The 26,079-nt window shown below is 68.3% G+C and carries 22 protein-coding genes; 6 read left to right on the top strand and 16 right to left on the bottom strand.

Annotated elements, in window-relative coordinates:
• Positions 1–183: 183 nt before the first annotated feature.
• The 3 genes from G5B31_RS10935 to G5B31_RS10925 are packed head-to-tail and all read left to right on the top strand — an operon-like array spanning position 184 to position 4,005.
• Positions 184–1,557 carry an amidohydrolase family protein gene (locus G5B31_RS10935; RefSeq protein ID WP_240904372.1) on the top strand — a complete coding sequence of 458 codons (1,374 nt, stop codon included), beginning with the start codon at positions 184–186 and terminating at the stop codon, positions 1,555–1,557.
• Positions 1,557–2,297 (top strand): outer membrane beta-barrel protein, encoded by a 741-nt coding sequence (locus tag G5B31_RS10930; protein ID WP_165017337.1) that lies wholly within the window; start codon positions 1,557–1,559, stop codon positions 2,295–2,297. Before G5B31_RS10935 ends, G5B31_RS10930 begins: the two co-directional genes overlap by 1 nt.
• Positions 2,298–2,355: 58 nt before the next feature.
• On the top strand, positions 2,356–4,005 hold the full coding sequence (locus G5B31_RS10925; protein ID WP_205911893.1) for an alpha/beta-hydrolase family protein: 1,650 nt from the start codon (positions 2,356–2,358) through the stop codon (positions 4,003–4,005).
• A 57-nt stretch (positions 4,006–4,062) separates the two neighbouring features.
• Here G5B31_RS10925 and G5B31_RS10920 read toward each other — a convergent pair whose 3' ends face one another.
• Genes G5B31_RS10920 through G5B31_RS10890 form a run of 7 tightly spaced genes read right to left on the bottom strand, consistent with a single transcriptional unit; the run spans position 4,063 to position 10,763 of the window.
• A complete protein-coding gene (locus G5B31_RS10920) occupies positions 4,063–4,947 on the bottom strand; it encodes a DMT family transporter (RefSeq protein ID WP_165017334.1) in 885 nt (294 codons plus the stop codon).
• Between the two features lie 22 nt (positions 4,948–4,969).
• Positions 4,970–6,274 (bottom strand): FAD-binding oxidoreductase, encoded by a 1,305-nt coding sequence (locus G5B31_RS10915; protein WP_165017331.1) that lies wholly within the window; start codon positions 6,272–6,274, stop codon positions 4,970–4,972.
• A 24-nt stretch (positions 6,275–6,298) separates the two neighbouring features.
• Positions 6,299–6,655 (bottom strand): cupin domain-containing protein, encoded by a 357-nt coding sequence (locus tag G5B31_RS10910; RefSeq protein WP_165017328.1) that lies wholly within the window; start codon positions 6,653–6,655, stop codon positions 6,299–6,301.
• A gap of 16 nt (positions 6,656–6,671) precedes the next feature.
• Positions 6,672–7,718, bottom strand: a complete 1,047-nt coding sequence (locus G5B31_RS10905; RefSeq protein WP_205911892.1) for an ABC transporter ATP-binding protein — start codon at positions 7,716–7,718, stop codon at positions 6,672–6,674.
• Between the two features lies 1 nt (position 7,719).
• A complete protein-coding gene (locus G5B31_RS10900) occupies positions 7,720–8,502 on the bottom strand; it encodes an ABC transporter permease (RefSeq protein WP_165017325.1) in 783 nt (260 codons plus the stop codon).
• Positions 8,502–9,674, bottom strand: a complete 1,173-nt coding sequence (locus G5B31_RS10895; RefSeq protein ID WP_165017323.1) for an ABC transporter permease — start codon at positions 9,672–9,674, stop codon at positions 8,502–8,504. Before G5B31_RS10895 ends, G5B31_RS10900 begins: the two co-directional genes overlap by 1 nt.
• Positions 9,675–9,734: 60 nt before the next feature.
• Entirely contained in the window at positions 9,735–10,763 is a 1,029-nt protein-coding gene (locus tag G5B31_RS10890) for an ABC transporter substrate-binding protein (protein WP_165017320.1), read from the bottom strand.
• Between the two features lie 203 nt (positions 10,764–10,966).
• Between G5B31_RS10890 and G5B31_RS10885 the strand changes: the two genes are divergently transcribed.
• Complete coding sequence (locus tag G5B31_RS10885; protein ID WP_165017317.1) at positions 10,967–11,563, top strand: helix-turn-helix domain-containing protein; 597 nt, start codon at positions 10,967–10,969, stop codon at positions 11,561–11,563.
• A 78-nt stretch (positions 11,564–11,641) separates the two neighbouring features.
• Here G5B31_RS10885 and G5B31_RS10880 read toward each other — a convergent pair whose 3' ends face one another.
• The 5 genes from G5B31_RS10880 to G5B31_RS10860 form a co-directional block, all read right to left on the bottom strand.
• Positions 11,642–13,267: an ABC transporter ATP-binding protein gene (locus G5B31_RS10880; protein WP_165017314.1), complete on the bottom strand. Its 1,626-nt coding sequence runs from the start codon at positions 13,265–13,267 to the stop codon at positions 11,642–11,644.
• Between the two features lie 3 nt (positions 13,268–13,270).
• Complete coding sequence (locus tag G5B31_RS10875; protein WP_165017311.1) at positions 13,271–14,146, bottom strand: ABC transporter permease; 876 nt, start codon at positions 14,144–14,146, stop codon at positions 13,271–13,273.
• A 7-nt stretch (positions 14,147–14,153) separates the two neighbouring features.
• Positions 14,154–15,119, bottom strand: coding sequence for an ABC transporter permease (locus tag G5B31_RS10870; protein WP_165017306.1), 966 nt, complete (start codon positions 15,117–15,119; stop codon positions 14,154–14,156).
• A gap of 49 nt (positions 15,120–15,168) precedes the next feature.
• Positions 15,169–16,719, bottom strand: coding sequence for an ABC transporter substrate-binding protein (locus G5B31_RS10865; protein WP_394352130.1), 1,551 nt, complete (start codon positions 16,717–16,719; stop codon positions 15,169–15,171).
• A 182-nt stretch (positions 16,720–16,901) separates the two neighbouring features.
• Positions 16,902–18,509, bottom strand: coding sequence for an ABC transporter substrate-binding protein (locus tag G5B31_RS10860; protein WP_165017300.1), 1,608 nt, complete (start codon positions 18,507–18,509; stop codon positions 16,902–16,904).
• Between the two features lie 197 nt (positions 18,510–18,706).
• Here G5B31_RS10860 and G5B31_RS10855 point away from each other — a divergent pair, with 197 nt between their 5' ends.
• Both G5B31_RS10855 and G5B31_RS10850 read left to right on the top strand, forming a co-directional pair.
• The gene (locus G5B31_RS10855; RefSeq protein ID WP_165017296.1) at positions 18,707–20,137 is read left to right on the top strand and encodes an amidase; all 1,431 of its coding nucleotides are present in this window, start codon (positions 18,707–18,709) and stop codon (positions 20,135–20,137) included.
• Between the two features lie 8 nt (positions 20,138–20,145).
• A complete protein-coding gene (locus tag G5B31_RS10850) occupies positions 20,146–21,180 on the top strand; it encodes a histone deacetylase family protein (RefSeq protein WP_165017293.1) in 1,035 nt (344 codons plus the stop codon).
• Between the two features lie 16 nt (positions 21,181–21,196).
• On the opposite strand, the gene G5B31_RS10845 is transcribed toward G5B31_RS10850, so the two are convergent.
• The 4 genes from G5B31_RS10845 to G5B31_RS10830 all read right to left on the bottom strand — a co-directional run bounded on the left by G5B31_RS10845 (position 21,197) and on the right by G5B31_RS10830 (position 26,033).
• Positions 21,197–21,847 carry a TetR family transcriptional regulator C-terminal domain-containing protein gene (locus G5B31_RS10845; protein ID WP_165017290.1) on the bottom strand — a complete coding sequence of 217 codons (651 nt, stop codon included), beginning with the start codon at positions 21,845–21,847 and terminating at the stop codon, positions 21,197–21,199.
• 76 nt (positions 21,848–21,923) lie between these two features.
• On the bottom strand, positions 21,924–22,787 hold the full coding sequence (locus G5B31_RS10840) for an amidohydrolase family protein (protein WP_165017287.1): 864 nt from the start codon (positions 22,785–22,787) through the stop codon (positions 21,924–21,926).
• A gap of 4 nt (positions 22,788–22,791) precedes the next feature.
• Positions 22,792–24,387, bottom strand: a complete 1,596-nt coding sequence (locus G5B31_RS10835; protein WP_165017284.1) for an NAD(P)/FAD-dependent oxidoreductase — start codon at positions 24,385–24,387, stop codon at positions 22,792–22,794.
• Positions 24,384–26,033 (bottom strand): class I adenylate-forming enzyme family protein, encoded by a 1,650-nt coding sequence (locus tag G5B31_RS10830; protein ID WP_165017281.1) that lies wholly within the window; start codon positions 26,031–26,033, stop codon positions 24,384–24,386. Before G5B31_RS10830 ends, G5B31_RS10835 begins: the two co-directional genes overlap by 4 nt.
• Between the last annotated feature and the right edge of the window lie 46 nt (positions 26,034–26,079).

Here is a 26,079-nt window from a genome sequence, read left to right as displayed (position 1 = left end):
GCAACGCGCATCCTACGCTCCCACTTGACACATCGTTTAACAAGTATTTTGTTTGAAAAGGTTTTTTTGAACGCCACCCCTGCGACAGGAGAGCATTGCATGTGTCTGGCCTGCACGCCCATCGGGCACGATAGGACCTCCCTCGACATCTGCCACTGCGGCTCGCCCCGGACCCGGGCGGCGATGGCCAGGCTGGAGGCCGACATCTCGCGCCGGCAGATGCTGGGGGGCATGGCCGCCGTTGTCGGCATGTTCGCGGGCTTCGGACTTGCGCCGAAGGAGGTGCGGGCGCAGACGCCGGGCCGGCCGATCCTGCTGACCAACCTGCGCCTCTTCGACGGCGAGACGCTGTCGATGCGCGAAGGGGTGGAAATCCTGATCGAGGGCGAGCGCATCACCGCCCTGCCCCCGCTGGGCCAGGGCCCGGAAGACGCGCAGCGGATCGACTGCGGCGGCCGCGCGGTCCTTCCGGGCCTGATCGACGCCCATTGGCACGCGACGCTGGTGGCCGTCAGCCAGATCGCCGCGCTGACCCAGGATGTCGGCTTCATCCATCTGATGGCCGGGCGCGAGGCCGGCGCCACGCTGATGCGCGGCTTCACCACAGTGCGCGACCTGGGCGGTCCGGCCTTCGGGCTGAAGCTGGCCATCGACAAGGGCGCGGTGACCGGGCCGCGGATCTTCCCCAGCGGCGCGATGATCTCGCAGACCGCGGGCCACGGCGATTTCCGCCTGCTCAGCGAATTGCCGCGCTTCCCCGACACGCCGCCGAACAACATCGAACGGCAGGGCGTGGCGCTGGTCGCCGACGGCGCCGATGCGGTGCTGCGGGCGACGCGCGAGCAGCTGATGAAGGGCGCCAGCCAGATCAAGATCATGGCCGGCGGCGGGGTGTCCTCGCTCTACGATCCCTTGGACACCGTGCAGTATACCGAGGCCGAGATGCGCGCCGCGGTCGAGGCGGCGGCGGACTGGGGCACCTATGTCTGCGCCCATGTCTATACGCCGGGCGGCATCCAGCGGGCGATCCGGGCCGGGGTGAAGTCCATCGAGCACGGGCAACTGGCCGACGAGGAGGCCGTGAGGATGATGGCCGACGCCGGCGCCTGGTGGTCGCTTCAGCCCTTCCTCGCCGACGAGGATTCCAACCCGAAATCCGATCCGATCCAGCAGGCGAAGCAGATGCAGGTCGCCGACGGGACGGTGCGAGCCTTCGAACTGGCGAAGAAGCACAACGTCTCCGTGGCCTTCGGCACCGACATCCTGTTCAACCCGGCCGGCACCGCCAGCCAGGGCCGGCAGTTGGCGAAGTTCGCCCGCTTCATGTCGCCGCTGGAGGCGCTGCACAAGGCCACCGGCGCCGCGGGGGCGCTGCTGGCGCTGTCGGGCGAACGCGCGCCCTATGCCGGCCGGCTGGGCGTGATCGCCGAGGGCGCGCTGGCCGATCTTCTGGTGATCGACGGCGACCCCGAGACCGATCTGGCCTGGCTGGACACGCCCGACACCTCGCTGCGCCTGATCATGAAGGGCGGCCGCGTCTTCAAGGAGACCCTGTGATGGACATCAAATCCCCTGCCCTCGTCCTCGGTCTCGCCGCGCTGGCCGGCGCCTCGCCCGCCGCGGCGCAGGACACGGGCGACTGGGTCTGGCAGCTGACGCCCTATGTCTGGGCCACCGGCATCGACGGCGACATCACGCCCTTTACGGGCGCGCCCACGGTATCCTTCGACTCTTCCTTCTCGGAGGTGCTTAAGGATCTGGACGCGGCCTTCTTCCTGTCGGGCTATGCCCGCCGCGACCGCTTCGTCCTGCTCGGCGACCTCAGCTATTCGGCCTCCTCCAAGGAAGGGGTGGTGCCGCCCGGCGCACCCGCCACCGGCAAGCTGGAGCAGACCTCGCTGACGCTGGCGGCGGGCTACCGGGTGGTCGCCGAGGACGGCCTGGCGCTGGACCTGCTGGCGGGGGCGCGGCACTGGCGCATCAAGGGCTCGGTGGATGTGCCGCTGGCCGGCCTGTCGGCCTCGCCGACGCTGTCCTTCACCGATCCGATCATCGCCCTGCGGGCGAATGTCCAGATCGCGCCGCAATGGTCCGCCATCCTTTACGGCGACATCGGCGGCTTCGGCGTCGGCTCCGAGCGGACCGGCCAGGTCGTGGCCACGGTGAACTACCAGCTCCGCGACGACGTCTTCCTCTCGGCGGGCTACCGCGCCCTCAGCCTCGATTACCGCGACGGCGGCACCCGGATCGACGCCACCATGAGCGGACCGATCTTCGGCGCGACCTGGCGGTTCTGATGGCCTTCCCTTCGCCGGTCTTCGGGCGGAACACGGTCCGGCAAGCGGGGGACATCCGGTGATCCTCGGCGCCGCCCTGCGCCTGTTGCCGCGGGCGACGCTGCCGGGGCTGGTGCTGGCCACGCTGTTCTTCGCCGCCTCGCTCACCCCCAGCCTGGTGCCCCGGGGGCCCCTAGTGCAGGGGGTGCTCAGCGGCATCAGCCTTGCGGCCGGCTACGGAGTCGGCCTTGCCGCCGGGCTGCTCTGGCGGCTGCTGCAACTGCCGGCGCCGCGCGGCCGGTGGATGCGGCGGACATGGGCGGCAGTCGGCGGCCTATGCCTGCTGGGCGCGGCCTGGTCGCTGGCGCTGGCGTCGGAATGGCAGAACGGGCTGCGGGCGCTGATGGACATGCCGCCGGTCGACGACCTCCGCCCCCTCGGCATCCTGGCCCTGTCGCTGGCCGTGTTCCTGATCCTCCTGTGGCTGGCCCGCGGGGTCCGGCTGCTGGCGCAGGTCCTCGCCGGCCAGCTGGCGCGGGTGCTGCCGGGGCCGCAGGCCGCCGTCCTGGGCATCGCCGCCACCGCCCTGATCGTGTGGAACATCGCCAACGGCGTGATCGTGCACGAGGCGATGAAGGTGCTGGATGCCAGCTATGCCGCCTACGACGCCCTGCTGGAGGAAAGCAGCCCTCGCCCCGCCGATCCGCTGAAATCCGGCGGGCCGGGCTCGCTGCTGGACTGGGAGGGGCTGGGGCGGGCGGGCCGCGAGATGATCGCCGCCGGACCCGACCGCGCCGCGATCGAGGCGGCGACCGGCGCGTCGGCGCTGGAGCCGCTGCGGGTCTACGTGGGCCTGAACTCGGCGCCGGACCCGCAGGCCCGCGCCGATCTGGCCTTGGCCGAGTTGATCCGGATCGGCGGCTTCGACCGCGGCACGCTGGTCATCGCCACCCCCACCGGCACCGGCTGGATCGACCCGGAAAGCCAGCGCGCGCTGGAATTCGTGCTGCGGGGCGACGTGGCGACGGTCTCGGTGCAGTATTCCTACCTGGCCAGCTGGATCGCGCTGCTGGCCGATCCCGACTACGGGGTGGAAACCGCCCGCGCCGTCTTCTCCGCCGTCTACGGGCACTGGCGCAGCCTGCCCGCCGACCGGCGGCCGCGCCTCTACCTGCACGGGCTCAGCCTCGGGGCGCTGAACTCGGACCTCAGCCACGACCTGTTCCAGGTGGTCGGCGCGCCTTACGACGGCGCCCTCTGGGCCGGCCCGCCGTTCGACAGCCCGACCTGGCGCGAGGTCACCCGCAGCCGCAACCCCGGCTCTCCGGCCTGGCTGCCGGTCTATCGCGACGGCAGCGCCATCCGGTTCACCGGCCAGGCCGATACCCTGGACCGGGCCGAGGCGCCCTGGGGCGGCTTCCGCATCGTCTATCTGCAATATGCCAGCGATGCGGTGGTGTTCTACGATCCTCACGCGCTCTGGCGCCGGCCGGCCTGGATGGAACCTCCCCGCGGCCCCGACGTCTCGCCCGACTTCCGCTGGCTGCCGGTGGTCACCTTCCTGCAGCTGAGCGTCGACATGATGACCGCGGTTGCCCCGCCGCTCGGCCACGGCCACAGCTACGCCTTTCCCCATTACGTCGACGCCTGGGCGGCCCTGACCGATGCGCCCGGATGGACGGCGGAGGACCTGGAACGCCTGAAGCGCGACATGGCGGGAGGCCCGTGAGACCGCCGCGGGGCGGGGCGGCAGGATGCCGGGCCATAGTCGCACCTGCTGCGGCGGCTAGCGCCGCCAGGCGATGTAAAGCGAGCTGCAGATCAGGATGGCGACGCCGAGGAAGGTAATGGCATCGGGCACCTGGGAAAAGAACAGCCAGCTGACGGCGGTGGAGGTGATGATCTCGACATAGGCGAAGGGCGCGACCAGCGAGGCCTCGCCGTAGTCGTAGGCCTTGATGATCAGATACTGCCCGACCAGGCCGAACAGCGTCATCCCCAGCGCCATGCCCCATTGCGCCGGGCTCAGCGGGGTCCAGGCCAGCAGCATCAGCGGGGCCGCCACGACCAGCGAGGTGAAATGGGTCTGGAAGGTCAGCACCAGCGGCGGAACCGGCCGCGCGCCGCTGGTGCCCAGCTTGACCACGATCACATAGCAGGCCATCGCCGCGCCCGAGGCGAAGGCGAGCAGGCTGCCGATGTCCAGCCCGCCGTGGCTGGGCCGGATGATCAACAGCGTGGCGGCGAACCCCACCAGCAGCGCGATCCAGCGCGCGGCGCCCACGGTTTCCTTCAGGAACAGCCGCGAGAACAGGGTGACGAACAGCGGCTGGACGAAGCTGATCGCCACGGTGTCGGCGATCGACAGGTATTCCAGCGCGCCGAAGAAGCAGACCCCGGCCAGGATGCTGAAGATGCCCAGCGGCAGGGCGCGCATCCAGCCCTGGGGCGGGCGCAGCCCGCCGCGGCCGCCCGACAGCATGACCGGCAGCATCAGCGCGCTGCCGCAGAGCATCCGCAGGAACACCACCTGCATCGCCGGAATGCCGGCGACGACCAGATGCTTGGCCTGCACGTCGATCATCGGCACCAGCGCCATGGCCAGGACCATGATCGCGATGCCCGCGCCGTTGGTGTTGCCGCGGCCGGCGGCACGAAGGCTCGTCGTCATGATGTCCTGCTGCGGCGCGGGGCTAGTCGAACCAGCGCGCCGATCTGTCGAGGAAGCGATACCAGGTTCCCACCATCGGCAGGAACCAGGGATTGCCGTTGTAGAAATAAAGCTTCGGGAAGTGGCTGCCGATCACGCCGCGGTCGGTGCCGGGCTTGCCCAGCATGTATTCGGCGATGCGGTGGCCCAGATGGGTCTGGTTCGAGATGCCGCCGCCGTTGCAGCAGGAGACGTAGTAGACCCCGTCCTCCATCCGGCCGCCGTGCGAGCAGAAGTCGTAGGCGAAGCAGACATTGCCCAGCCAGGCATGGCTCAGCCCCACCCCGCGGGTTTCCGGGAAGGTGTGCTCCATGAAGCGGCGCAGGCCGGCGGCGCCTTCCTCCTCGGTCGAGGTGCGGAAGCGGGCGCGGCCGCCGAAGAGGATGCGCTTCCCGTCGGGCGAGCGGCGGAAGTAGTAGAGGATGTGCTTGGTGTCGCCCACCGCGCGGTTGCCCGGGATCAGGCTTTCCAGCAGGTCGAAGGGCATCTCCTCGGTGGCGATCATGTAGCTTTGCACCGGGATGGTGCGCTTGCGCAGCCAGGGCACCTCGGGGCCGACATAGCCGTTCATCGCCAGCAGGATGCGGTCGGCCCGGATCTCCGCCGCCTCGCCGCCCTGCACCGCGCCCAGCTGCGCGATGTGGCCCTGCGAGGCCCGTCGGGCGCCGAGATAGCGCCAGCCGGTGAAGATGCGCACGCCCAGTTCGCGCGCCCGGTTGGCCAGCGCGCGGACGTATTTCGCCGGATGGATGTTGCCCTGGTCGTGGCGCACCACGGCGCCGCGGTAGATCGAGGTCTTCAGCACCCGCGGCACCTGCATCTCGTCGATGATCTCGTAGCTCTGCCGCTGGTCCGGGGGCAGGCGGTCGCGCCCCTGCCGCAGCCTGGCCATGTCCTTGCGGCTGTGCGCGCCGGTGATGGTGCCGCAGAGGTTCAGGTCGAACGGGTCCTTCAGCGTCGCCCCCCGCGCCAGCATGAAGGGCATCGAGCGGGCATAGTCGTCCATGATTTCCCGCGCCCGCTTGTCGCCGAAGCGGGCGGCAGCCTGGGCTTCGGTGAACTTCGCCGCATTGCCGATCTGGCCGCCGTTTCGGGAACTCGCCCCCTCGCCGATGCGCAAGGAATCGACCACCATGATGCCGGTCTGGCCCGCCTCGGCCAGGGTGATCGCGGCAGAAAGGCCGCTGTAGCCCGAGCCGACGATCAGCACGGCGCAGTCGGTCCTGTCGAAGCTGCGCTCGCCGTGCTGCGGCTCGGCTTCTTCCCACCAGAAGGGCGTGGTCTTCATGGCATCTCTCCGGCTGTGCGGGGCTCAGGCCCGCGTGGTGGTGAAATAGATCTTGCGCATCGGGCTGATGGTCTTCCAGCTGCCGGTGAAGCCCGGCTCCAGCACCACCAGATCGCCCGGGCCGAAGCGGCGGGGGGCGGCGGCGCCGTCCTCGTAGAGGTCGACCTCGCCCTCGACGATGTAGAAGCTCTCGATCAGGTCGCTGTCGCGGACGACGCGGTGATGGCCCGGCGTCGCGGCCCAGACGCCGGCGGCGATGGGGCCCTCGATCAGCGACCAGGACCGGAACTCGGGCGCGCCATCCAGAAGCTTGCCGGGGTCGGGCAGGCCCGGCTCTCCCCCGTCGAGATCGGCGGTGCGGGCGGATTTGAGTTTGCTCATTCCAGGAATCCTTTCGTCAAATCAGGATGCCGTCGCGGGCATCGAAGGCGATCTGCACCGGCGCGCCGGGTTCCAGCGCGCCGTCGCGGGCGCTGCCGTAGGTCAGCATGACCCGCCCGCCCGGCAGCGCGATGGAGTAGAGCGCGCGGTCGCCGGAATAGGTGGAGGCGGCAACCGACCCGGCCAGCACCACGTCGCCGGCGACGGCGGCGCCGAGGCGGATGTCCTCGGGGCGGATCACCAGTTCGGCCGCGCCGGGCCGGGCGCCGTCGGCCGGCAGGGCCATGCGGAATTCCTCGGTGGCGAAGGCGCCGCCCTCAACGGTGCCGGCGAAGATGTTCGACTTGCCGACGAAATCCGCCACGAAGCGCGAGGCCGGGCGGCGGTAAAGCGTATGGGCCATATCGTATTGCTCGATCCGGCCCAGGTTCATCACCGCGATGCGGTCGGACATGTGCATCGCCTCTTCCTGGTCGTGGGTGACGTTGATGAAGGTGGTGCCCAGCCGCTGGTGGATGTCGCGCAGCTGGTCCTGCAGGTCGACGCGCAGCTTCTTGTCCAAGGCCGACATCGGCTCGTCCAGCAGCAGCAGGTCGGGCTGGAACACCAGCGCCCGGGCCAGCGCCACGCGCTGCTGCTGCCCGCCCGACAGTTCCTGCGGCTTGCGGCGGGCGAAGGGGCGCAACTGCACCAGGTCCAGCATCGCCTCGACCCGGGCGGCGATCTCTCCCCTGCCCTTGCGGCGCACCTTCAGCGGATAGGCGATGTTGTCGAACACGCTCATGTGCGGGAACAGCGCATAGCCCTGGAACACCAGCCCGAAGTTGCGGGCCTCGGGCTTCAGCGCGGTGATGTCGCGGCCGTCGAGCAGGATCTGCCCGGCCGAGACGCCCTCGAACCCGGCGAGGATCTTCAGAAGCGTGGTCTTGCCCGAACCGGAGGGGCCCAGAAGCGTGACGAAGGCCCCCTTCGGGATGGAAAGCGACACCTCGGACAGCGCCTGGAAGCTGCCGTAGAACTTGTCGATGGTGCGGATGTCGATGAAGGCCATGGTCGGTTCCATTTCAGGGCTTCTGCGGCGCGTTCAGCCGCTGCAGCCGCGCCATCAGCCAGAGGAAGGCGAAGCTGATCAGCGACAAGAGCAGCGCCACCACCACCAGCGTCGGCTGGAGCCGGTCGCGCAGGCCGGCGAACAGCGCCACCGGCAGGGTGAGCGAGTCGGGCGAGGCCACGAACAGCGCCACCACCACCTCGTCGAAGGAGGTGGTGAAGGCGAACAGCGCCCCCGCCGCGAAGCCGGGCGCGGCCAGCGGCAGGGTCACATGGCGGAACCGCTGCCCGCGCGAGGCGCCCAGCGAGGCCGCGGCAAGGTCGAGATCAGGGTCGAGGCCCCGCAGCGAGGTGAGGATCGACAGGAACACCAGCGGCGCGGCCAGGATGGAATGGGAAAGGACCAGCCCGGCATAGCTGCCGCTGAGGCCCATCCGCCCGAAGGAATAGGCGAAGGCGACGCCGATCACGATCGAGGGCACGATCATCGGCGAGACGAAAAGCCCGGTCAGCACGATCTGCAGCCAGCGCCCGGTCAGCATCAGCCCGGTCGCGGCCAGCCCGCCGATCACCAGCGCCACCGCGGTGGTGCCGAGGGCGACCTTCAGGCTGTTGCCGAAGGCGCGCACCCAGTTCCCTTCGGTGAACACCTCCTCGAACCATTTCAGCGAGAAGCCCTCCATCGGATAGGTCAGGAAGGAGCTGCCGTTGAAGGCCAGCGGCATCACCAGCGCCAGCGGCACCACCAGGAACAGCAGCGCCAGCACGGTCGAGACCCAGAAGATCGCGCGCGACATCAGGCCCGCCCTCCCTGCCGGGCGGAAAGCCAGCGCACCAGCCCGAACAGCGCCACCAGCGCCAGCACCATGGCCAGCAGCAGCACCGACAGCGCCGAGGCCATGCCCCAGTTCAGCGCCCGCTTGACGAAATCGGCGATGTAGAAGGACAGCATCTGGTCCTTCGGCCCGCCGGTCAGCGCCGGGGTGATGTAGAAGCCCAGCGCCAGGATGAAGACGGTGCCGCCGCCCACGCCCACCCCGCGCAGGGTCTGCGGGAAATAGACCCGCAGGAAGGATTCGACGGGCCCGGCGCCGAGGCTGCGCGAGGCATCGACCTGCGATTTCGGGATGGTGCGCATCACGTTCATCATCGGGATGATGGCGAAGGGCAGCAGCACATGCGTCATGGCGACGATGGCGCCGAAGCGGTTGAAGATCAGCTGCACCGGCTCGTCCACCAGCCCGGTCCAGATCAGGAAGGTGTTCACCAGCCCCGCCGTCTGCAGCAGGATCACCCAGGCGGTGGTGCGCACCAGGATCGAGGTCCAGAAGGACAGCAGCACCGCGACCAGCACGAAGGCCGCCAGCCGCCGCGGCGCATTGGCCACCGCATAGGCCAGCGGATAGCTGATCAGCAGCGTCACCAGCGTGACCTGCACCGCGATCACCAGCGTGCGCCCCATGATCTGCAGGTAGATGTCGTCGCCCCCGGCGGTGATGCGGCCGTCGTCGTCCACCACCAGGCCGGTGGCGCGCTGGTAGTGCCGCCAGGTGATCGGCGCGGCATTCTGCCGGATCACCTGCCAGTATTTCTCCTCGCCCCAGCGCGGATCGGCGACGACCAGCCCCGCCAGCGTCGGCTCGATCCCGTCCGAGGCGCGCGCGGTCTTCAGGAACAGGGTGCGGAAGCCGCTCATCTCCTGGTTCAGTTCGCGCGCGACCTCGGCCTGCCGGCCCGGCTCCATCGCCTGCATGTCGGCGATCAGGGCGGCGGCCTGCGCGTCGCGGTCGGCCGGGTCGGCGGCGCGGATGTGCGACAGGCTTTCCCCCAGCGCGCCGTTGTCGAGGCTGAGCGACAGGACCGAGCCGATCGGCATCAGGTAGAGGAAGGCATAGACGGCCAGCGGCACGGTCAGCAGGATCAGGGCCACCAGCCTGCCGCCGCCCGGCTTGCGGGTCGCAGCGCTCATTTTCCGGTCACCTTTCGGGGGGCTCCGGCGGCGGGCCTGCCGCCGGAGCATTGCAGGGGGTTACTGGGTGGACCAGCGGCTCCAGCGTTCGTTCAACTCGTCCAGATGGTCGATCCAGAATTCGTCGGAATAGAACGCCGCCTCGGCGATGTTGTCGCCCGCGGGCAGGTCCGCCAGGATTTCCGGGGTCAGGAATTCGGCCGCGGCGGCGTTCGCCGGGCCGTAAGGCATCAGCGACGAGAACTTCGCCTGGTTCTCGGGGTCGTTCACCACCTTGAAGAACGCGGTCAAGTGGTCCTTGAAGGGCGAGCCCTTGACCATCGCCCAGCCGTCCATGTTCACCAGATGGTTCTTCCAGACGAATTCCAGCGGCTTACCCTCGCGCTTGGCCATGACGATGCGGCCGTTGTAGGCGGTGGACATCGCCACGTTGTTGCTGGCCAGCCATTCCACCGGCTGCGCCCCGGATTCCCAGAACTGCAGCAGCGGCTTGATCCTGTCCCATTGCGCGAAGGCCCGGTCGACGCCCTCGGGCGTGGACAGCACCTCGTAGACCTGATCGGGCGGCACGCCGTCGGCCATCAGCGCGAATTCCAGGTTCATGTTCGGGGTGTTGCGTGCCCCGCGCTTGCCGGGGAACTTCTCGGGGTCGAAGAAATCCGCCCAGTCCTGCGGCGGCTCGGGGAAGGCTTCGGTGTTGTAGGCATAGCCGTTGCCGATCACCACGTTGCCCACGCCGCAGGGCGTGGCCGCGCCGGGCAGCAGCCCGTCCTGGCCGATCGCCTCCCAGTCCAGTTCCTCCAGCAGGCCCTCGTCGCAGGCCAGTTGCAGCTCGGCCCCGCCCATGATCAGGAAATCCCAGGTGACATTGCCGGTTTCCACCATGGCCTTGATCTCGGCCAGCCCGCCCAGGTAGGTGGTCTCGACGAAGGACAGCCCGGCCGCCTCGGCGAAGGGCTCGAAATAGGCGCTTCGCTGGGCGTCCTGGTAGTTGCCGCCCCAGCCGGCGATGGTCAGGTCGCGCGCCTGCGCCCCGCCCGCCGCCGATGCCGCCGCCGCGACGAACGCGGCAACCTTGATAGCTCGCATGATGTTTCCCTCCCAATATCCCGATTCTGGCATATCTTTCAGGCCGTCGCGGTCGGCAGGTTCCTCCAAACCCTTGTCGCAGAACGGGCAGCCTGAAGAGAATTATGATAGTGTTAAAAAATCTGTCAACATATTTTAACTTTGGCGAACAACTTGACTTGTGGTTTAAGTTCTTGCGATCTGGCACCATGTGGGGGCGCTGAATGCAGACCGAACCGAACATCCTTGCGGCACCGAGCGACACCGCCCAGGTGGGTGAGACGCTGCGCCTGCGCCGGCAGATGCGCGGCCTGTCGCTGCGCCAGGTGGCGGAACCCGCCGGCATCTCGGTGGGGATGCTGAGCCAGGTCGAACGCGGGCTGGCCGCGCCCTCGATCCGCACCCTGCGGGCGATCTGCGCGGCGATGGACATGCCGGTGAACTGGCTGTTCCACCGCGACGGCGGGCAGGAGGACCAGGCGGCCGAATACATCGTGCCGCGCGGCGCGCGCCGGTCGCTGACCTATCATGACGGGGCGCTGGTCAAGGAACTGCTGACCCCCGACACCCAGCCGAAGATCCAGATGCTGCGCTTCCTGTTGCAGCCCGGCGCCTCGTCGGGCGAGCCCTACAGCGATGCCGAGGGCGGCAAATGCGGGCTGGTGCTGTCGGGCACGCTGGGGCTGGAGCTGAACGGCACCGAGTTCGCCGTCCGCGAGGGCGACAGCTTCGCCTTCCCCGCCACCACCCTGGTCCGCTTCTGGGCCATCGGCGACACCCCCTGCGAGGTGATCTGGGTCGTCGCCCCGGCAACGGTCTGACCAGCGCGAGCGGTGACGCCGGCTTCACCGCCGCTTTTGTCAGCAACTCCAAGCCGTGCGTTCCTCCGCCGCCCCGCTTCAGACCGCGCGTGCGGCCATGATGCGGTCCAGCCAGCCGACCGCCATGTCCGGCACCGAGGCCAGCAGCTTGCCGGTATAGGGCGCGTGGGGGGGCGAGAAGACCTCTTCCTTGCCGCCCTGCTCGACGATGCCGCCGTGCTGCATGACCACCACCCGGTCGGCGATGGCGCGCACCACCTCGATGTCGTGGGTGATGAAGAGATAGGACACGCCGAGCCTGTCCTGCAGGCCGATCAGCATCCGCAGCACCTCGGCCTGGACCACCTTGTCCAGCGCCGAAGTGATCTCGTCGCAGATGATCAGGTCGGGGCCGGCGGCCAGCGCGCGCGCGATCGCCACGCGCTGCTTCTGCCCGCCCGAAAGCTGGCCCGGCAGGCGGTCGGCATGGGTCTCGTCCAGTTCGACCATCCTCAGCAGTTCGGCCACCCGCGCCTCGCGCGCCGCGCCGCGCAGCCCCTGATACAGCGTCAGCGGCCGCCCGACGATCTTGCGGACGGTCTGCCGCGGGTTGAGCGCGGTATCCGCGGACTGATAGATGATCTGGATGCGCCGCAGCAGCTCCAGCGAGCGCTGGCGCACCTTCTCGGGCAGCGGCTTGCCGTCGAAGACGATCCGACCCTGCGACGGTTCCTTCAGCCCGGTGATCACCCGCCCCAGCGTCGATTTCCCCGAGCCGGATTCGCCCACCAGCGCCACCGTCTCGCCGCGGCCGATGGCCAGCTCGATGTCCTTCAGCACCTGGAAATCCTGGTAATGCGCCGAAAGCGTCTCGACCGACAGCAGCGGCTGCCCCTTCGCACCATGCGCGCCCGACGGCTCCGCCGGCATCTCGTGCACCGCCCAGAGGCTCTTGGTGTAGGGATGCTGCGGATTGTCCATGATCTCGGCGATGGGGGCCTCTTCCACCACCTCGCCGTAGCGCAGCACGGCGACCCGATGCGCGATCTGCGCCACAACCGCCAGGTCGTGGGTGATGTAGATCGCGGCCACGCCGAAATCCTCGATCACCTTGCGGATCGAGATCAGCACCTCGACCTGGGTGGTCACGTCCAGCGCGGTGGTGGGTTCGTCGAAGACGATCAGCGCCGGATTGCAGATCATCGCCATGGCGACCATGGCCCGCTGCAGCTGCCCGCCCGAGACCTGATGCGGATAGCGCGACCCGAAGCTCTGCGGATCGGGAAGCTGGAGCGCCGCGAACAGGTCGACCGCCCGTTTTTCCGCAACCGCGCGCGTCAGCCCGCCGCGGTCCACCGCGACCATGGTGATCTGGTCCATCAGCCGATGCGCGGGGTTGAAGGCGGCCTGGGCGCTTTGCGCGACATAGGCGACCTTCGTGCCACGCAGTGGGCGGCGTTCCTCTTCCGGGATCGCCAGCAGTTCCGTGCCCAGAAGCCGCACCGTGCCGCCCGAGGCCCGCGCGCCGGGGCGCAGGTAGCCAAGCGCCGCAAGGCCGATGGTGGACTTCCCGGCGCCGGATTCGCCCACCAGCCCCAGCACCTCGCCCGGGCGGATGGCGAAGCTGACGCCCTTGACGATCTGCGACCAGCGGTCGTTGGATTTCGCGTCGATCCGAAGATCCCGGACCTCCAGCACCGGGGCGGCTTCTGCCGTGACGGTCATGGCTCAGCCCTCCTCGTTCAGGCCGCTGGCGCGGTTCAGGAGCCAGTCGACGACGAAATTCACCGCGATGGCGAGGAAGGCGATGGCGGCCGCCGGGATCAGCGGGGTGATGTCGCCCATGTTGATCAGCGCGGCATTGTCGCGGACCATCGAGCCCCATTCCGCCGTCGGCGGCTGGATGCCGACGCCCAGGAAGGACAGCGCGGCGATGGACAGGAAGATGAAGCAGAACCGCATCCCCAGTTCCGACAGGATCAGCGGCAGGATGTTGGGAAAGATCTCGTTGACCGAGATCCACAACAGGCTTTCGCCCCTCACCTTCGCCGCCTCGACGAAATCGAGGCTGGCCACGTTCAGCGCCGCCGCCCGGGCGATGCGGAAGAACCGGGTCGAGGTCAGGATGGCGATGATCAGGATCAGGTTGGGAATGGACGAGCCGAAGATCGACAGGATCATCAGGATGAAGATCAGGTCCGGCACCGACATCAGCGCATCGACGATGCGGGAAATGATCTGGTCGACGATGCCGCCCACCAGCGCCGCGAACATGCCCAGGAGGCAGCCGATGACGAAGGAGATCACCGTGGTGACCAGCGCGATCGAGATCGAATTGCGCGCACCGTAGATCAGCCGCGACAGGAAATCCCGGCCAAGCTGGTCGGTGCCCAAGAGATGCTCGGCGCTCCAGCCGTCGAAGGGGATGCGCGAGACCACCTCGACCTCGTCATAGGGGGCAAGCCAGGGCGCGAAGACCGCGACGAAGGCATAGGCGGCCACGACAACCATGCCGAACTTCGCGGTAAGCGGGGCCTGGCCGATCAGCCGCAGGGCGCGGGTCAGGCGGCCGGGGACGGAGCGGGCGTCAAAGCTTTGGTCCATGGTGTCCTCAGCGCGGATGCAGCAGGCGCGGATTGCTGACGATGGAGATGATGTCGGCGATCAGGTTGAAGCCGATGTAGGCGGTGGCGAAGATCAGCGCGCAGGCCTGGATCACCGGAACGTCGCGGTTGCGCACGGCGTCGATCATCGCCTGGCCCACACCGGGGTAGACGAAGACGACCTCGATCACGACCACGCCCGAGATCAGGTAGGCAAGGTTCAGCGCCACCACGCTGGCGATGGGGCCGATGGCATTGGGCAGCGCCTGGCGCATGACGACGCGGCCTTCGGGTTCGCCCTTCAGCCGGGCCATCTCGACATAGGGGCTGGCCATGACGGACAGGATCGCCGCCCGCGTGTTGCGCACCATATGCGCAAGGATCACCAGAAGCAGGGTCAGGATCGGCAGCACCATGCGGTAAAGCTGCTCGCCGAAGTCCATGCTGTTGCGGATGCCCGCCATCGAGGGGAACCATTGCAGCTTCACCGCCAGCACCATCATCACCACATAGGCCACGAAGAACTCCGGCACCGAGATCGAGGCCAGGGTCGAGGTGGACAGGAAACGGTCGATGAACCGCCCCCGGAACCGGGCGCAGAGGATGCCCAGCATGATTGCCAGCGGCACGGCGATCAGCGCGGTGATGGCGGCCAAGGAGACGGTGTTCATCAGCCGCGGCCCCAGCACCGTCATCACCGGGCGCCCGGCGAAGGACATGCCCAGATCGCCGGTCGCCGCCCCGCCCAGCCAGGCGAGGTAGCGCAGGACCGCGGGCTGGTTCAGCCCCAGCTTCTCTTCCATCGCCGCCACCGCCTCGGGCGTGGCGGTCTGGCCGAGAATGGCGGAGGCATAGCTGCCCGGCAGCAGCTCGACCGAGAAGAAGATCACCAGAGAGACGATCAGCAGGCTGAGAAGCCCCAGACCGATCCGACCGATCACCATGGACAGGATCGGATGGGAGGTCATGCGCATACTCTGGTCTCTCCGGTGAACCGTATTTCCATGGGGCTGCCGCCGGCCGTCACACGTCGCTGCGCCACCAGCGTTCGGCGCAGCGGTGGTTGTCGGCGGGCAGGATGCCGCCCGTCTCAGCATGACCGATGTTTTCCGTCATGGCGAGCCGCCAGCTGACGAAAGCCACGGTGATCACCCCGCCCTCGTCATGCAGGATCTGCTGCATCTCGGCATATTGCGCCCTACGCACCGCCTCGTCGCTTTCCGCTTGGGCCAGCCCGTGCAGCTCGTCGAAGCGCGCGTTGTGGAAGCCGGTGTTGTTCCACGGCGAGTCCGAGGTGTAGGAGGTGGCGAACAGCCAGTCGAGCGTGACGCGCCCATACCAGTCCGAGGCGTTGAACGGCTTCTTCAGCCAGACATTGTCCCAGTAGCCGTCGTCCGCCTCCTGCACCACGTTGACGGTGATCCCCGCCTTGGCCGCATGTTCGCGGAACAGAACCGCCGCCTCGATCGCCCCGGGAAAGGCGGATTCGGCGGTGGAAAGATCGACGGTCAGCCCCTCGATCCCGGCCTCGGCCAGCAGGGCGCGGGCGGCTTCCGGGTCGTAGCGGTGCGGCGGCGGGGTCTCGGCCCAGAGCGGCATGATCGGCGCCACCGGGTTGTCGTTGCCCGCCTCACCCTCGCCGAGGAAGACCTTGGCGATGATGTCCTCGCGGTCGATGGCCAGCTTCAGCGCCTTGCGCACCGCCGGATTGTCGAAGGGCGCGACAGAGCAGTTCATGTCGAAGGTCAGGTGCCGCAGACTGGGGGTGCGGTGGACCTTGAACCCCTGGTTGCCCTCGATCAGCGCAACGTTGCGGATGTCGACATCCTCGATCACGTCGACCTCGCCGGTCAGCAGGGCGTTCAGCCGCGCGGTGCTGTCGGGGATGTTGATGAATTCCACCGCATCGAAATGCGGCAGGCCGGGCTTGTGGTAGTCGGGGTTGCGGACAAGGCGCACGGCGATCCCCGGCTCGAAGCTTTCCAGCCGGAAGGCGCCGGTGCCGATGCCGCTTTCCCAGTCGATGCCGCCGCCGTCCTTCGCCGGGAAGATCGACAGATGGTAGTCCGACAGCAGGTAGGGGAAGTCGGCATTGCCCTGCGAAAGCGTGACGACCAGCCGGTCCTCGCCCTCCACCGCGATGTCGGCGATCTGGCCGACGATGGCCAACGCGCCCGAGGTGCTTTCCTCGCCCATGTGATGCAAAAGCGACTGGCGCGCATCCTCGGCGGTGAAGGGGCGGCCGTCGTGGAATTTCACCCCCTTGCGCAGAATGAAGGTCCAGCGGGTCGCGCCCTCGGCGCCCTCCCAGCTTTCGGCCAGGTCCCCGGCCAGCGATCCATCGGGCAGAAGCTCGACCAGGTTGTTGCAGAGCGCACCGTTGAAGGCCGCGCCGCACATCACCGTGCTCCAGCTTCCCGGCTCCAGCGTGTCCTGCTGCGAGCCGTCGTTCATCCCGTAGCGCAGGGTGCCGCCCTGTTTCGGCCCCTCCTGCGCGGCAAGGGAGGCGGGCATGAAGAACGCCCCCGCCGCCAGGGCGGCACCGCCCAGGAACCCGCGCCGCGACGGCGCCATGGCGGTGAAAGAGCGCAGGGCCAGCCTGCCGGACACGGTCCCGGAATCTCGCATCGGGTTTCCTCCCCCTGGATGAGAACGTCGTCTGATGTTGCGCCGCCGGCGGCCCGCCCGCATCGGGCGGGCAACCGGCAGTCGTCGGGACAGGCCCCCCAGAGGCCGCGCCCCTTGCGCCCGGCCGGTCAGTCCTTGCGCCACCAGCGTTCGCAGATCCGCATGTTGTCCAGCGGCATCAGCCCGCCGACCTCGCCATAGCCGATCTTGTTCGAGATCGCGTTGCGCCAGTCGACGAAAGCCACCGTCAGGATGTTGCCGTCGTCATGCACGATCTGCTGCATCTCGGCGTAATAGGCCGTCCGCTTGGCATCGTCGGTCTCGGCGCGGGCCAGGGCGTGCAACTCGTCGAAACGCGCGTTGGACCAGCCCGCGTTCCACGGCGCCCCGGTGGTGTAGATGGTCGAGAACAGCCAGTCCACCGTGGCCCGGCCGAACCAGTCCACCGCGGCGAAGGGCTTCTTCAGCCAGACGTTCTCCCAATAGCCGTCGGCCGCCTCGCGCACGACGTTGATGCTGATCCCCGCCGCTGCAGCATGTTCCTGATACAGCACCGCCGCCTCGATCGCACCGGCGAAGGCGTTCTCGGCCACATGCAGATCGACCGACACGCTGTCCATCCCGGCCTTGGCCAGATGCTCCTTCGCCTTCTCGACGCTGTAGTCGCGCTGCGGCATCTCGTGCCAGAACTTCTGGATCTGCGACACCGGGTTGTCGTTGCCTTTGCGCCCCTCGCCCAGGAAGACCTTCTCGATCACGTCGTCGCGGTCCAGCGCATATTTCAGCGCCAGCCGCACGTCGGGGTTGTCGAAGGGCGCGACGCGGGTGTCCATGTCGAAGGAGAAATGCCGCAGCCCCGGCACGCGCTGGACATGGAAGTCGGCGCTGCCCTCGATCATCGGCACGTTGCGGATGTCGACGTCCTGGATGAAATCGACCTCGCCGGTCAGCAGCGCGTTCAGCCGCGCGGTGGCGTCGGGGACCGAGATGAATTCCACCTCGTCCAGATAGGGCTTGTTGTTCTTGTGGTAGTTCGGGTTGCGCACCAGCCGCAGGGCGATGCCCGGCTCGAAGCTGTCCAGCAGGAAGGCGCCGGTGCCCATGCCGGAGGTGGTGTCGATGCCGCCGCCCTCCAGCGCCGGGAAGACCGAGAGGTGATAATCCGACAGCAGATAGGGGAAGTCGGCATTGCCTTCGGACAGGGTGAAGACCACGACATCCGAGCCTTCGATCTGGATGTCCGCGATCTGCTGGACGATGGCCCGCGCGCCCGAGGTCGAGTCGGGCTTCATGTGATGCAGGAAGGACTGGCGGACATCCTCGGCGGTCAGGCTGCGGCCGTCGTGGAAGGTGATGCCCTTGCGCAGGGTGAAGCGCCAGACCGTGGCACCCGCGCCGGTCTCCCAGCTTTCGGCCAGGTCGCCCTCGGCCGAGCCGTCGGGCAGGATCTCGACCAGGTTGTTGTAGACCGCGCCGTTGAACCCCGCGCCGGTCCAGCTGGTGGACCAGGTGCCCGGGTCCAGGTTGTCGTTCTGCGAGGCATTGTGCAGGCCGAGCCGCATGAAGCCGCCCGATTTCGGCTCGCCTCCTTGCGCGCGCGCGATGCCCGGAATGCCGGCCAGGGCGCCGCTGGCAAGCAGGGCTGCGCTTTGCGCCAGAAACGCGCGGCGCGAGATCTGGCCGCGGCGCAGTCGGCTGGCCAGATCATCCATCTGGCGGTGGTGCGATTCGTTCATGTCGTTACCCTGTCAGACGTGGTTGCCGTTGAAATCCGGCCAGTTTCCGGCTGTCTTGCGCAGCTTCGGCGAGCATCGGCCAACTCGTGAATCCGACAATACCCCGAAACGGAAACCTGTCAACAAACTGATTGACCGATCAATCGAGCAATGCGTTTAATGGCGCTGCCTTCCCCTTGCCGAAAGCCCTTCCTGCCATGAGCGAAACCTCTCTTTGCTACCTTGGCGCCGCCGAGCTGATCCGGCTGTATCGCGCCCGGAAAATCTCGCCGGTGGAGGTGGTCGACGCCCATCTTGCGCGCATCGCGGACAGTGCGGCCGGCCTGAACGCGATCTGCTTCACCTATGGCGACGAAGCGCGGGACCAGGCCCGTCGTTCCGAGGCCCGCTATGCGTCCGGCGCACCGGCCGGCCCGCTGGACGGGGTGCCGACGGCGCTGAAGGACGAGAACATGATGGCGGGGAAGATCACCACCTACGGCTCGCTGCTCTATGCCGGCCATGTCGCGGAAAAGAGCGCGCCTTTGGTCGCGCGGCTGCTGGAGGCGGGCGCCATCGTCCACGCCCGCACCACCACGCCCGAGTTCTCCTGCGCGCCCTTCTGCCATTCCCGGCAATGGGGCGTCACCCGCAACCCCTGGAACCCCGCCTTCACGCCTGGCGGGTCGTCCGGCGGGGCGGGCGCGGCGCTGGCGGCGGGGCTGACCGCGTTGGCCACGGGGTCCGACATCGGCGGGTCGATCCGCATCCCGGCCTCGGCCTCGGGCGTGGTGGGGTTCAAGCCGCCCTATGGAAGGGTGCCTTCCACGCCGCCCTTCAACCTGGATCATTACAACCATCCCGGTCCGATGGCGCGCTCGGTCGAGGACTGCCTGCTGATGCAGAACGTGCTGGCCGGGCCGCATCCGGAAGACATCGCCTCGCTGAAGCCGAAGCTGGAACTGGCCACCGACCGTTCCGGGGTGAAGGGCTGGCGGATCGCCTGGTCGCTGGATTTAGGCTTCATGGAGGTCGATCCGGCGGTGCGGGCGAACACCCTGGCCGCGCTGGAGGTGTTCCGCGGGCTCGGGGCCGAGGTTGTCGAGGTGGACCTGCCCTGGTCGTGGGAGGTCTATCACGCCGCGGCCACCCATCACAAAACCCTGTTCGGCGCCTGGCTCGCCGAATATCTGGACGAACGCGAGGCCCAGTTGACCGGCTATGCCGCCGCCTTCGCCCGCGCCTCGCTGGACGTGACCACCCGCGACTACCTAGCCAGCCTCGAGGTCGAAGGGAGGATCTGGTCGCATTTCGGCCCGATGATGGAGGGGTTCGACCTGTTCCTCTGCCCCACCCTCGCCCTTCCCGCGGTGCCGGCGGAGTTCGATTTCAGCGACCCGCTGATCATCAACGGCAAGGAGATCGACTCCTATCTGGGCTGGACCATGGCCTGGCCCTTCAACATGCTCAGCCGCTGCCCGGTGCTGGCGGTGCCCTCGGGCCATGCGCCGAACGGCGTGCCGACCGGCATCCAGCTGGTCGGCCGCAGCTACGAGGACCAGTCGGTCTTCACCGCCGGCCTTGCCTACGAGGCCGCGCTCGGCGGCTGGTATGGCACATCAAAAACCCGTCCTTCCCTTCCCTTTTGAGGCCCCCGATGAAGACGATCTTCTCCGATCTCCACGCCCTGCAAAGCGTCGATACCGAATTCTACCGCGGCAGATGGGTCGATGCCTTCGAGATCCCGCGCCGCGCCGAACTGGTGCTGGACGAGGTGAAGCGCGCCAACCTCGGCCCGGTCGTCGGCCCCGACAGCTTCGGGACCGCGCCGCTGCTGGCGGTGCACGACGCCGCCTTCCTGCGCTTCCTGGAAACCGCGTGGGAGGCGTGGGCGGCCGAGGTCGGGCCGATCCCGGCCTATCCCAACATCTGGCCGCCGCGGCGGACGCGGATGATCCCGACCGTGCGCCCCGGCGCCGAGCTGGGCCGCTATGCGGTGGACATGAGCAGCCCGGTGCTGGAAGGCACCTGGAAAGCCGCCCGCGCCGCCGCCGACTGCGCGCTGACCGGGGCGCGGCTGATCGACGGGGGCGAAGCCGCGGCCTTCGCGCTCTGCCGTCCGCCGGGGCATCATGCGGGGCGCGACTATTTCGGCGGCTACTGCTTTCTCAACAATGCCGCCATCGCCGCGCAGGCCTTCCGCGACGGCGGCGCGGCGCGTGTGGCCGTGCTGGACATCGACTACCACCATGGCAACGGCACCCAGGACATCTTCTACGGCCGGGGCGATGTGCTGACGGTCTCGATCCATGGCGATCCGGTGCAGGAATATCCCTATTACATCGGTTTCGCCGACGAGACCGGGGAAGGCGAAGGCGAAGGGTTCAACCTCAACCTGCCGCTGCCCTGGGGCGCGGATTTCGCGGCCTGGTCCGGCGCGCTGGACCAAGGGATCGACCGGATCAGGGCCTTCGCCCCGGACCGGCTGGTGGTCTCGCTGGGCGTCGATACCTTCGAGGAGGACCCCATCTCCCACTTCCGCCTGACGGGCGGGGATTACCCGCAGATCGGCCGCCGCATCGCCGCCCTGAACCTGCCCACGCTGTTCGTGATGGAGGGCGGCTATGCGATCGAGGCGGTCGGGGTGAATGCGGTCAACGTCCTGAAGGGCTTCGAGGCGGCCCGGGGCTGAGGCCCCTCGCCGCCCCTCAGAAATCCCTGGGGAAATAGTGCCGCATGAAGGCCATGCAGGCGTCGTGCCCGCGCCTCTGGCCCTCGGCCACGGTGATCGGCAGCAGCAGGTTCTCGATCCACAGGCCCGAGATCATCGCATTCAGCGAAACCGCCACCTGTTCCGCATCGATCCCGACGCCGCGCTGCCGCGCCAGTTCCTCGACATCGGCGGCAACGGCCTTGTTGTAATGGATGCGCAAGGCCGCGCAGCGCTTGCGGAAGCTCGGCACCCGCGCCGCCTCGGCCCAGAAGGCCAGCCAGAGCGCGATGGAATCCTGCCCCGCCGCCTTGCGGCTGAAATCGGTGTCGATCATGTGGCGGATCCGCTCGGCCGGGCTGCGCTCGGACGCGTTCAGCCGCGCCAGAAAGGCCTCGTATTCCGCCGCGCTGTGATCGAGGGCGGCGAAGATGATCCCCTCCTTCGACTGGAAGTGGAAGGCGACCACGCCATAGGAACATTCCGCCTCGGCCGCGATGGAATTGATGGTGACGCCGGTCAGGCCGCGCTTCGAGATCACCTTCACCGCCGCTTTCAGAAGCGAGCGGCGGCGGTCCACCACCTGATCGTCGCGGCTTTTCTGGGCGCCGGCAGCGCTGCGCCGGATCTTCGGTTTCTGCTCGGTCATCGGAACATCGGTCATTTCACGGCAGGATCATCACCACGGCGCAATCCCCCCGGCAATATAGGGGGGACCGGCAAAGTCAAGCTCGGGCAGGCGGCAGCCCCAGGAGACGGGCCGCATTGTCGTGCAGCCACAGCCGCCGCGTGGCATCGTCGAGGCCGAGGGTCTCAAGCTCCGCCAGCGCGGTCTCGACCGGCATCATCGGGAAGGCAGATCCGAAGATCATCTTCTCCTTCAGGAGGGTCCGGCCGTATTGCAGCAGCGGCTCGTATCCCGAATGTGGCTTGGCCAGCAGCTTGGGCCGGACGGCCAGCACGCCGATGTAAAGGTTCGGGTGCCGCCAGGCCACGCCGATCAGCTCCTGCACCCAGGGCCAGCCCGGCGGCGAGGCCACGGCGCGCAGGTCAGGATAGCGCACCATCACGTTGTCGATGTATTCCGGCCGCCCCAGCGCCATCGGGGTGTGGGTCGAGAAGTTGATGCCGCAGTGGATGTTCACCGGCACGTCCAGCTCGATCGCCTTCTCGTAGAGCGGGAACAGCCGCTCATCGTCCGGGCGCAGCTTCAACTCGAAGCATTGCAGGTTCAGCCCGCGCAGGCCCAGGGTGCGGACGGCATGGTCGAACTGCGCCACGGCATCGGCCTGCCACGGGTCCACCCCGGCAAAGCCGATGTAGCGCGGGCCGTGGGCGCGGACGAAATCCGCCACCGTCTCGTTCGGGATCCTGAAGCCGAAGGTGGTGGTCAGGTCGCGCGCCTTCAGCACGACATGGCGCGCGCCAAGCCTTTCATAGGTGTCCAGCCAGCCGTCCAGCCCCTGCCCCGCCTCGGTGGCGGCCGAACGGCTTTCGCTGGCGCGATAGACCCGGCGGTAGTTCTGCAGATGCGGCGCCGGCGGCGCGAAGTCCGGGTGGGGCGGGCGGCTGGAGAAATCTATCAGCATCGGCTCAGCTCCATGTCCGGCGGTCTTCGAGGATGACCTTCGCCGCATTGTGCCCCGGAACGCCGGTGACGCCCCCGCCGGGATGCACCGAGGCCGAGGCCTGGTAAAGCCCCGCGACCGGGCTGCGGTAATCGGCGTATCCGGGTGAGAAGCGGCGGAAGAACATCTGGTCGGCGCTGATCTCGCCGTGATGGACATGGCCGTTGGGCAGGTCGAAGATCCGCTCCAGGTCCAGCGGCGTCAGGATCTGGCGGTGCAGGATCCTGCCCTCGATGTCGGGGAACTGCGTCTTCAGCACCTTCAGCACCCGCTGCCACAGCTCTTCGCGCCGCTCGTCCCAGCTGCCGCGCGCCAGCGTATAGGGGGCATGGCCGCCGAACAGGTTCATCACGTGATGCCCCTCGGGCGCCAGCGTCGGGTCGACCATCGTGGGGACCTTGACGATCAGGAACGGCTCTTCCGCCATCTCGCCCGCCTGAGCCTGGTGCCAGGCGCGCTCCATGTAGGAAACCGAGGGCGCGATGGTCATCTGCGGCATGATCGCGCCTTCGGGGTTGGTCTGGCCGAAGACCGGCGCCTCGGGCAGCGCGGACAGCGCGAGATTGACCCGGAACACCGTGCTTTCGCAGCGGATGTTGCGGATGTCGCGGTTGAACTCCTCGGGCAGGGTCCCGGGGTCCAGCAGCCGGGTGAAGATCGTCCGCGCGGTGGCATTGGCGATGACGATCTTCGAGCGGATTTCCTCGCCGCCCTCCAGCCGCACCCCCACGGCGCGGCCCTGTTCCACCAGGATGCGCTCCACCGGGCAGGAGGTGCGGACCTCCATGCCATGGGCTTCGCCCGAACGGCGGATCGCCTCGGAGATCGCGCCCATGCCGCCCTTCATGAAGCCCGCCGGCCCCGCCGCCGTGGCGCCGTCGCGCACGATGCCGCGCGCCAGCATATAGGCCGAGCCCGGCGTCTTCAGGCTGGAATTCGCCCCGCCGCCGCCGGCGAAGAAGCCGAGGACCAGCTTCACCTCCTCGGACGAGAACCAGCGCGACAGGTAGTCGTATGCGCTCATCGTCAAGAGGTTGTAGATGTCGTGGAACTGCGGCCCGATCCGGCGGAAGCGCCAGACGAAACCGGCCAGCCGCTTCAGGTCGCGCAAGCGGCCGCTGCCGGGATTGACCGGCACCTCCCACAGCAGCCGCTTCATGTGCGGGGCGATCTTCTGCATATGCGCGCGGTATTTCGCATAGGCCTCGCCATCGGCGTTGGAGAATTTCGCGATCTCAGCGGCGAATTTCTCGGGGTCGTCCCACATGGTGAAGGTGCGCCCGCCGTCCAGCGCAAAGACCGTGGGCGGGGCTGGCAGCACCTCGAACCCGTATTTCTGCAATTCGAGGTCGAGGATGACCTTCGGCTGCAGCAGGCCCTGGTAGTAGGAGGCGGTCGAACTGCGATAGCCCGGCGCGAATTCCTCGGTGACGGCGGCGCCGCCGACGATGTCCCGGCGCTCGACCACCAGAACCTTCACGCCTGCGCGCGCCAGATAGGCGCCGCAGGTCAGGCCGTTGTGGCCGCCGCCGACGATGATCGCATCATATTGCGGTTTCATGCCTGCACCCCTTCGATCCAGCTTCCGGTGACCCGATCGAAGGCGCCCGCGCGCAGGTCGGCCACGCCGGCGGTGATCTGCGGCTTGGCGATCTTCAGCGATGCCGTGCGGGGGAAATCCTCGACGAAGGCATAGAAGCGCGGCACCTTGAACGGCGCCAGCCCCGCCGTCGCGGCGGCGATGATGCCGTCCAGCACCTGCCCGTTCGCCGCCACCCCTTCTTTCAGCCGCAGATAGGCCTTGACCTCTTCGCCGCGCAGGGGGTCGGGCACGCCCACCACCGCCACCTCGGCCACGCCGGGGGCCGCGGCCAGCACGGTTTCCACTTCGCGGGCGGCGATGTTCTCGGCCGAGCGGCGGATCATGTCCTTCTTGCGCCCGACGATGTAGAAGAACCCCTCCTCGTCCTGGCGGAACAGGTCGCCGGTGGAGAACCAGCCGTCGCGCAACACCTCGGCGGTGGCGGCGGGGTTGTTGTAATAGCCCAGCATGATCCCCGGGCCACGGATCTGCAATTCGCCGGTCTCGCCCTGCGGAACGGGCCGGCTATCCTCGCCCACGATCCGGCAGTCGCGGAACGGGCAAGGCAGGCCGCAGGAGCCCGAGCCCACCTTGTCGGCGCGCTCGACCGGCATGAACATCGCCGGGCCGATCTCGGTCATGCCGAAGGCCTCGCGCGCGTTCAGGTCGAACCGCGCCTCGATCCCCTTGTGCAGGTCGCGCGGGCAGCCGTAGATGTTGGCGCGGATCACCCGGTTGTCGGCGTCATGGGCTTGCTGCGCCATGCCGTGCAGCACCCAGGGCAGCAGGCAGAATTCGATCCCGTGCTCCTTCAGCCAGGCCGTGAAGCGGCTGGTCGACTGCTTCGCCGCCACGAAAAGCGTGGCGCGCTGATACAGCGTCATCAGCAGCAGCCATTGCGGGTCCATGTAGAAGAACGGGGTCGAGGCAAGGATGCGGCGATAGACGCGCCCGTCGCGGAAGGCGTTCACCTTGCCCGCCGAGAGCCAGTAGCGCTGGCTCAACATACAGCCCTTGGGAAAGCCGCTGGTGCCCGAGGTGAACTGGATGTTCAGCAGGTCGTCATGGCCGACCGGCGCCGGCGGGGCGAAGCTGCCGGCGGGTTCCGCGGCCAGAGCCTCCCAGCTGTGCGGCCCCGCGCCGCCCACGACGATCAGCCGCTCTTCGGGCAGCGAGACCAGCCCTTCGGCTCTGGCCTGATCCAGCACGGCGCGGGTGTCGGCATGGGCCACCATCCACTCCGCCTCCGCCACCTGCATGACATGGGCGATCTCGCGCGGGGTATAGCCCGGATTGACCGGCAGCATCACCGCGCCGATCCGCCCAAGTGCCAGCCAGGTCAGCGGAAAGGCCGGGATGTTCGGCAGCATGACCCCGACATGGGTGCCCTTGCCGATCCCCAGCGCCAGCAGCCGCGCCGCCAGTCCGTTCACCTGCGCGCGCATCTGCGCATAGGTGATGGTCTCGCCGCTGTCGAAGAAGTTCCACAGGATGCGGTCGCCCGCCTCGTCGGCCGCCGCGTCGATCAGCGCGCCGATGTTCTCCGGCAGCGGCTCGGCCTCGATCCGGCGGCGGCGCTCCTCATAAGGGATCACGGGGTCGGCGAGGACTTGGTCCTTCCACATCGGCGGCTCCAATCGGCGCAAGAGGATGACGCACCTCGCCCGGGGA

Origin of the sequence: Rhodobacter sp. SGA-6-6, from assembly GCF_011043545.1 — a bacterium.
Lineage (GTDB): Bacteria > Pseudomonadota > Alphaproteobacteria > Rhodobacterales > Rhodobacteraceae > Pseudogemmobacter.
The sequence above is the reverse complement of the archived record's forward strand: the minus strand, read 5'-3'. Positions and strand labels throughout refer to the sequence as shown.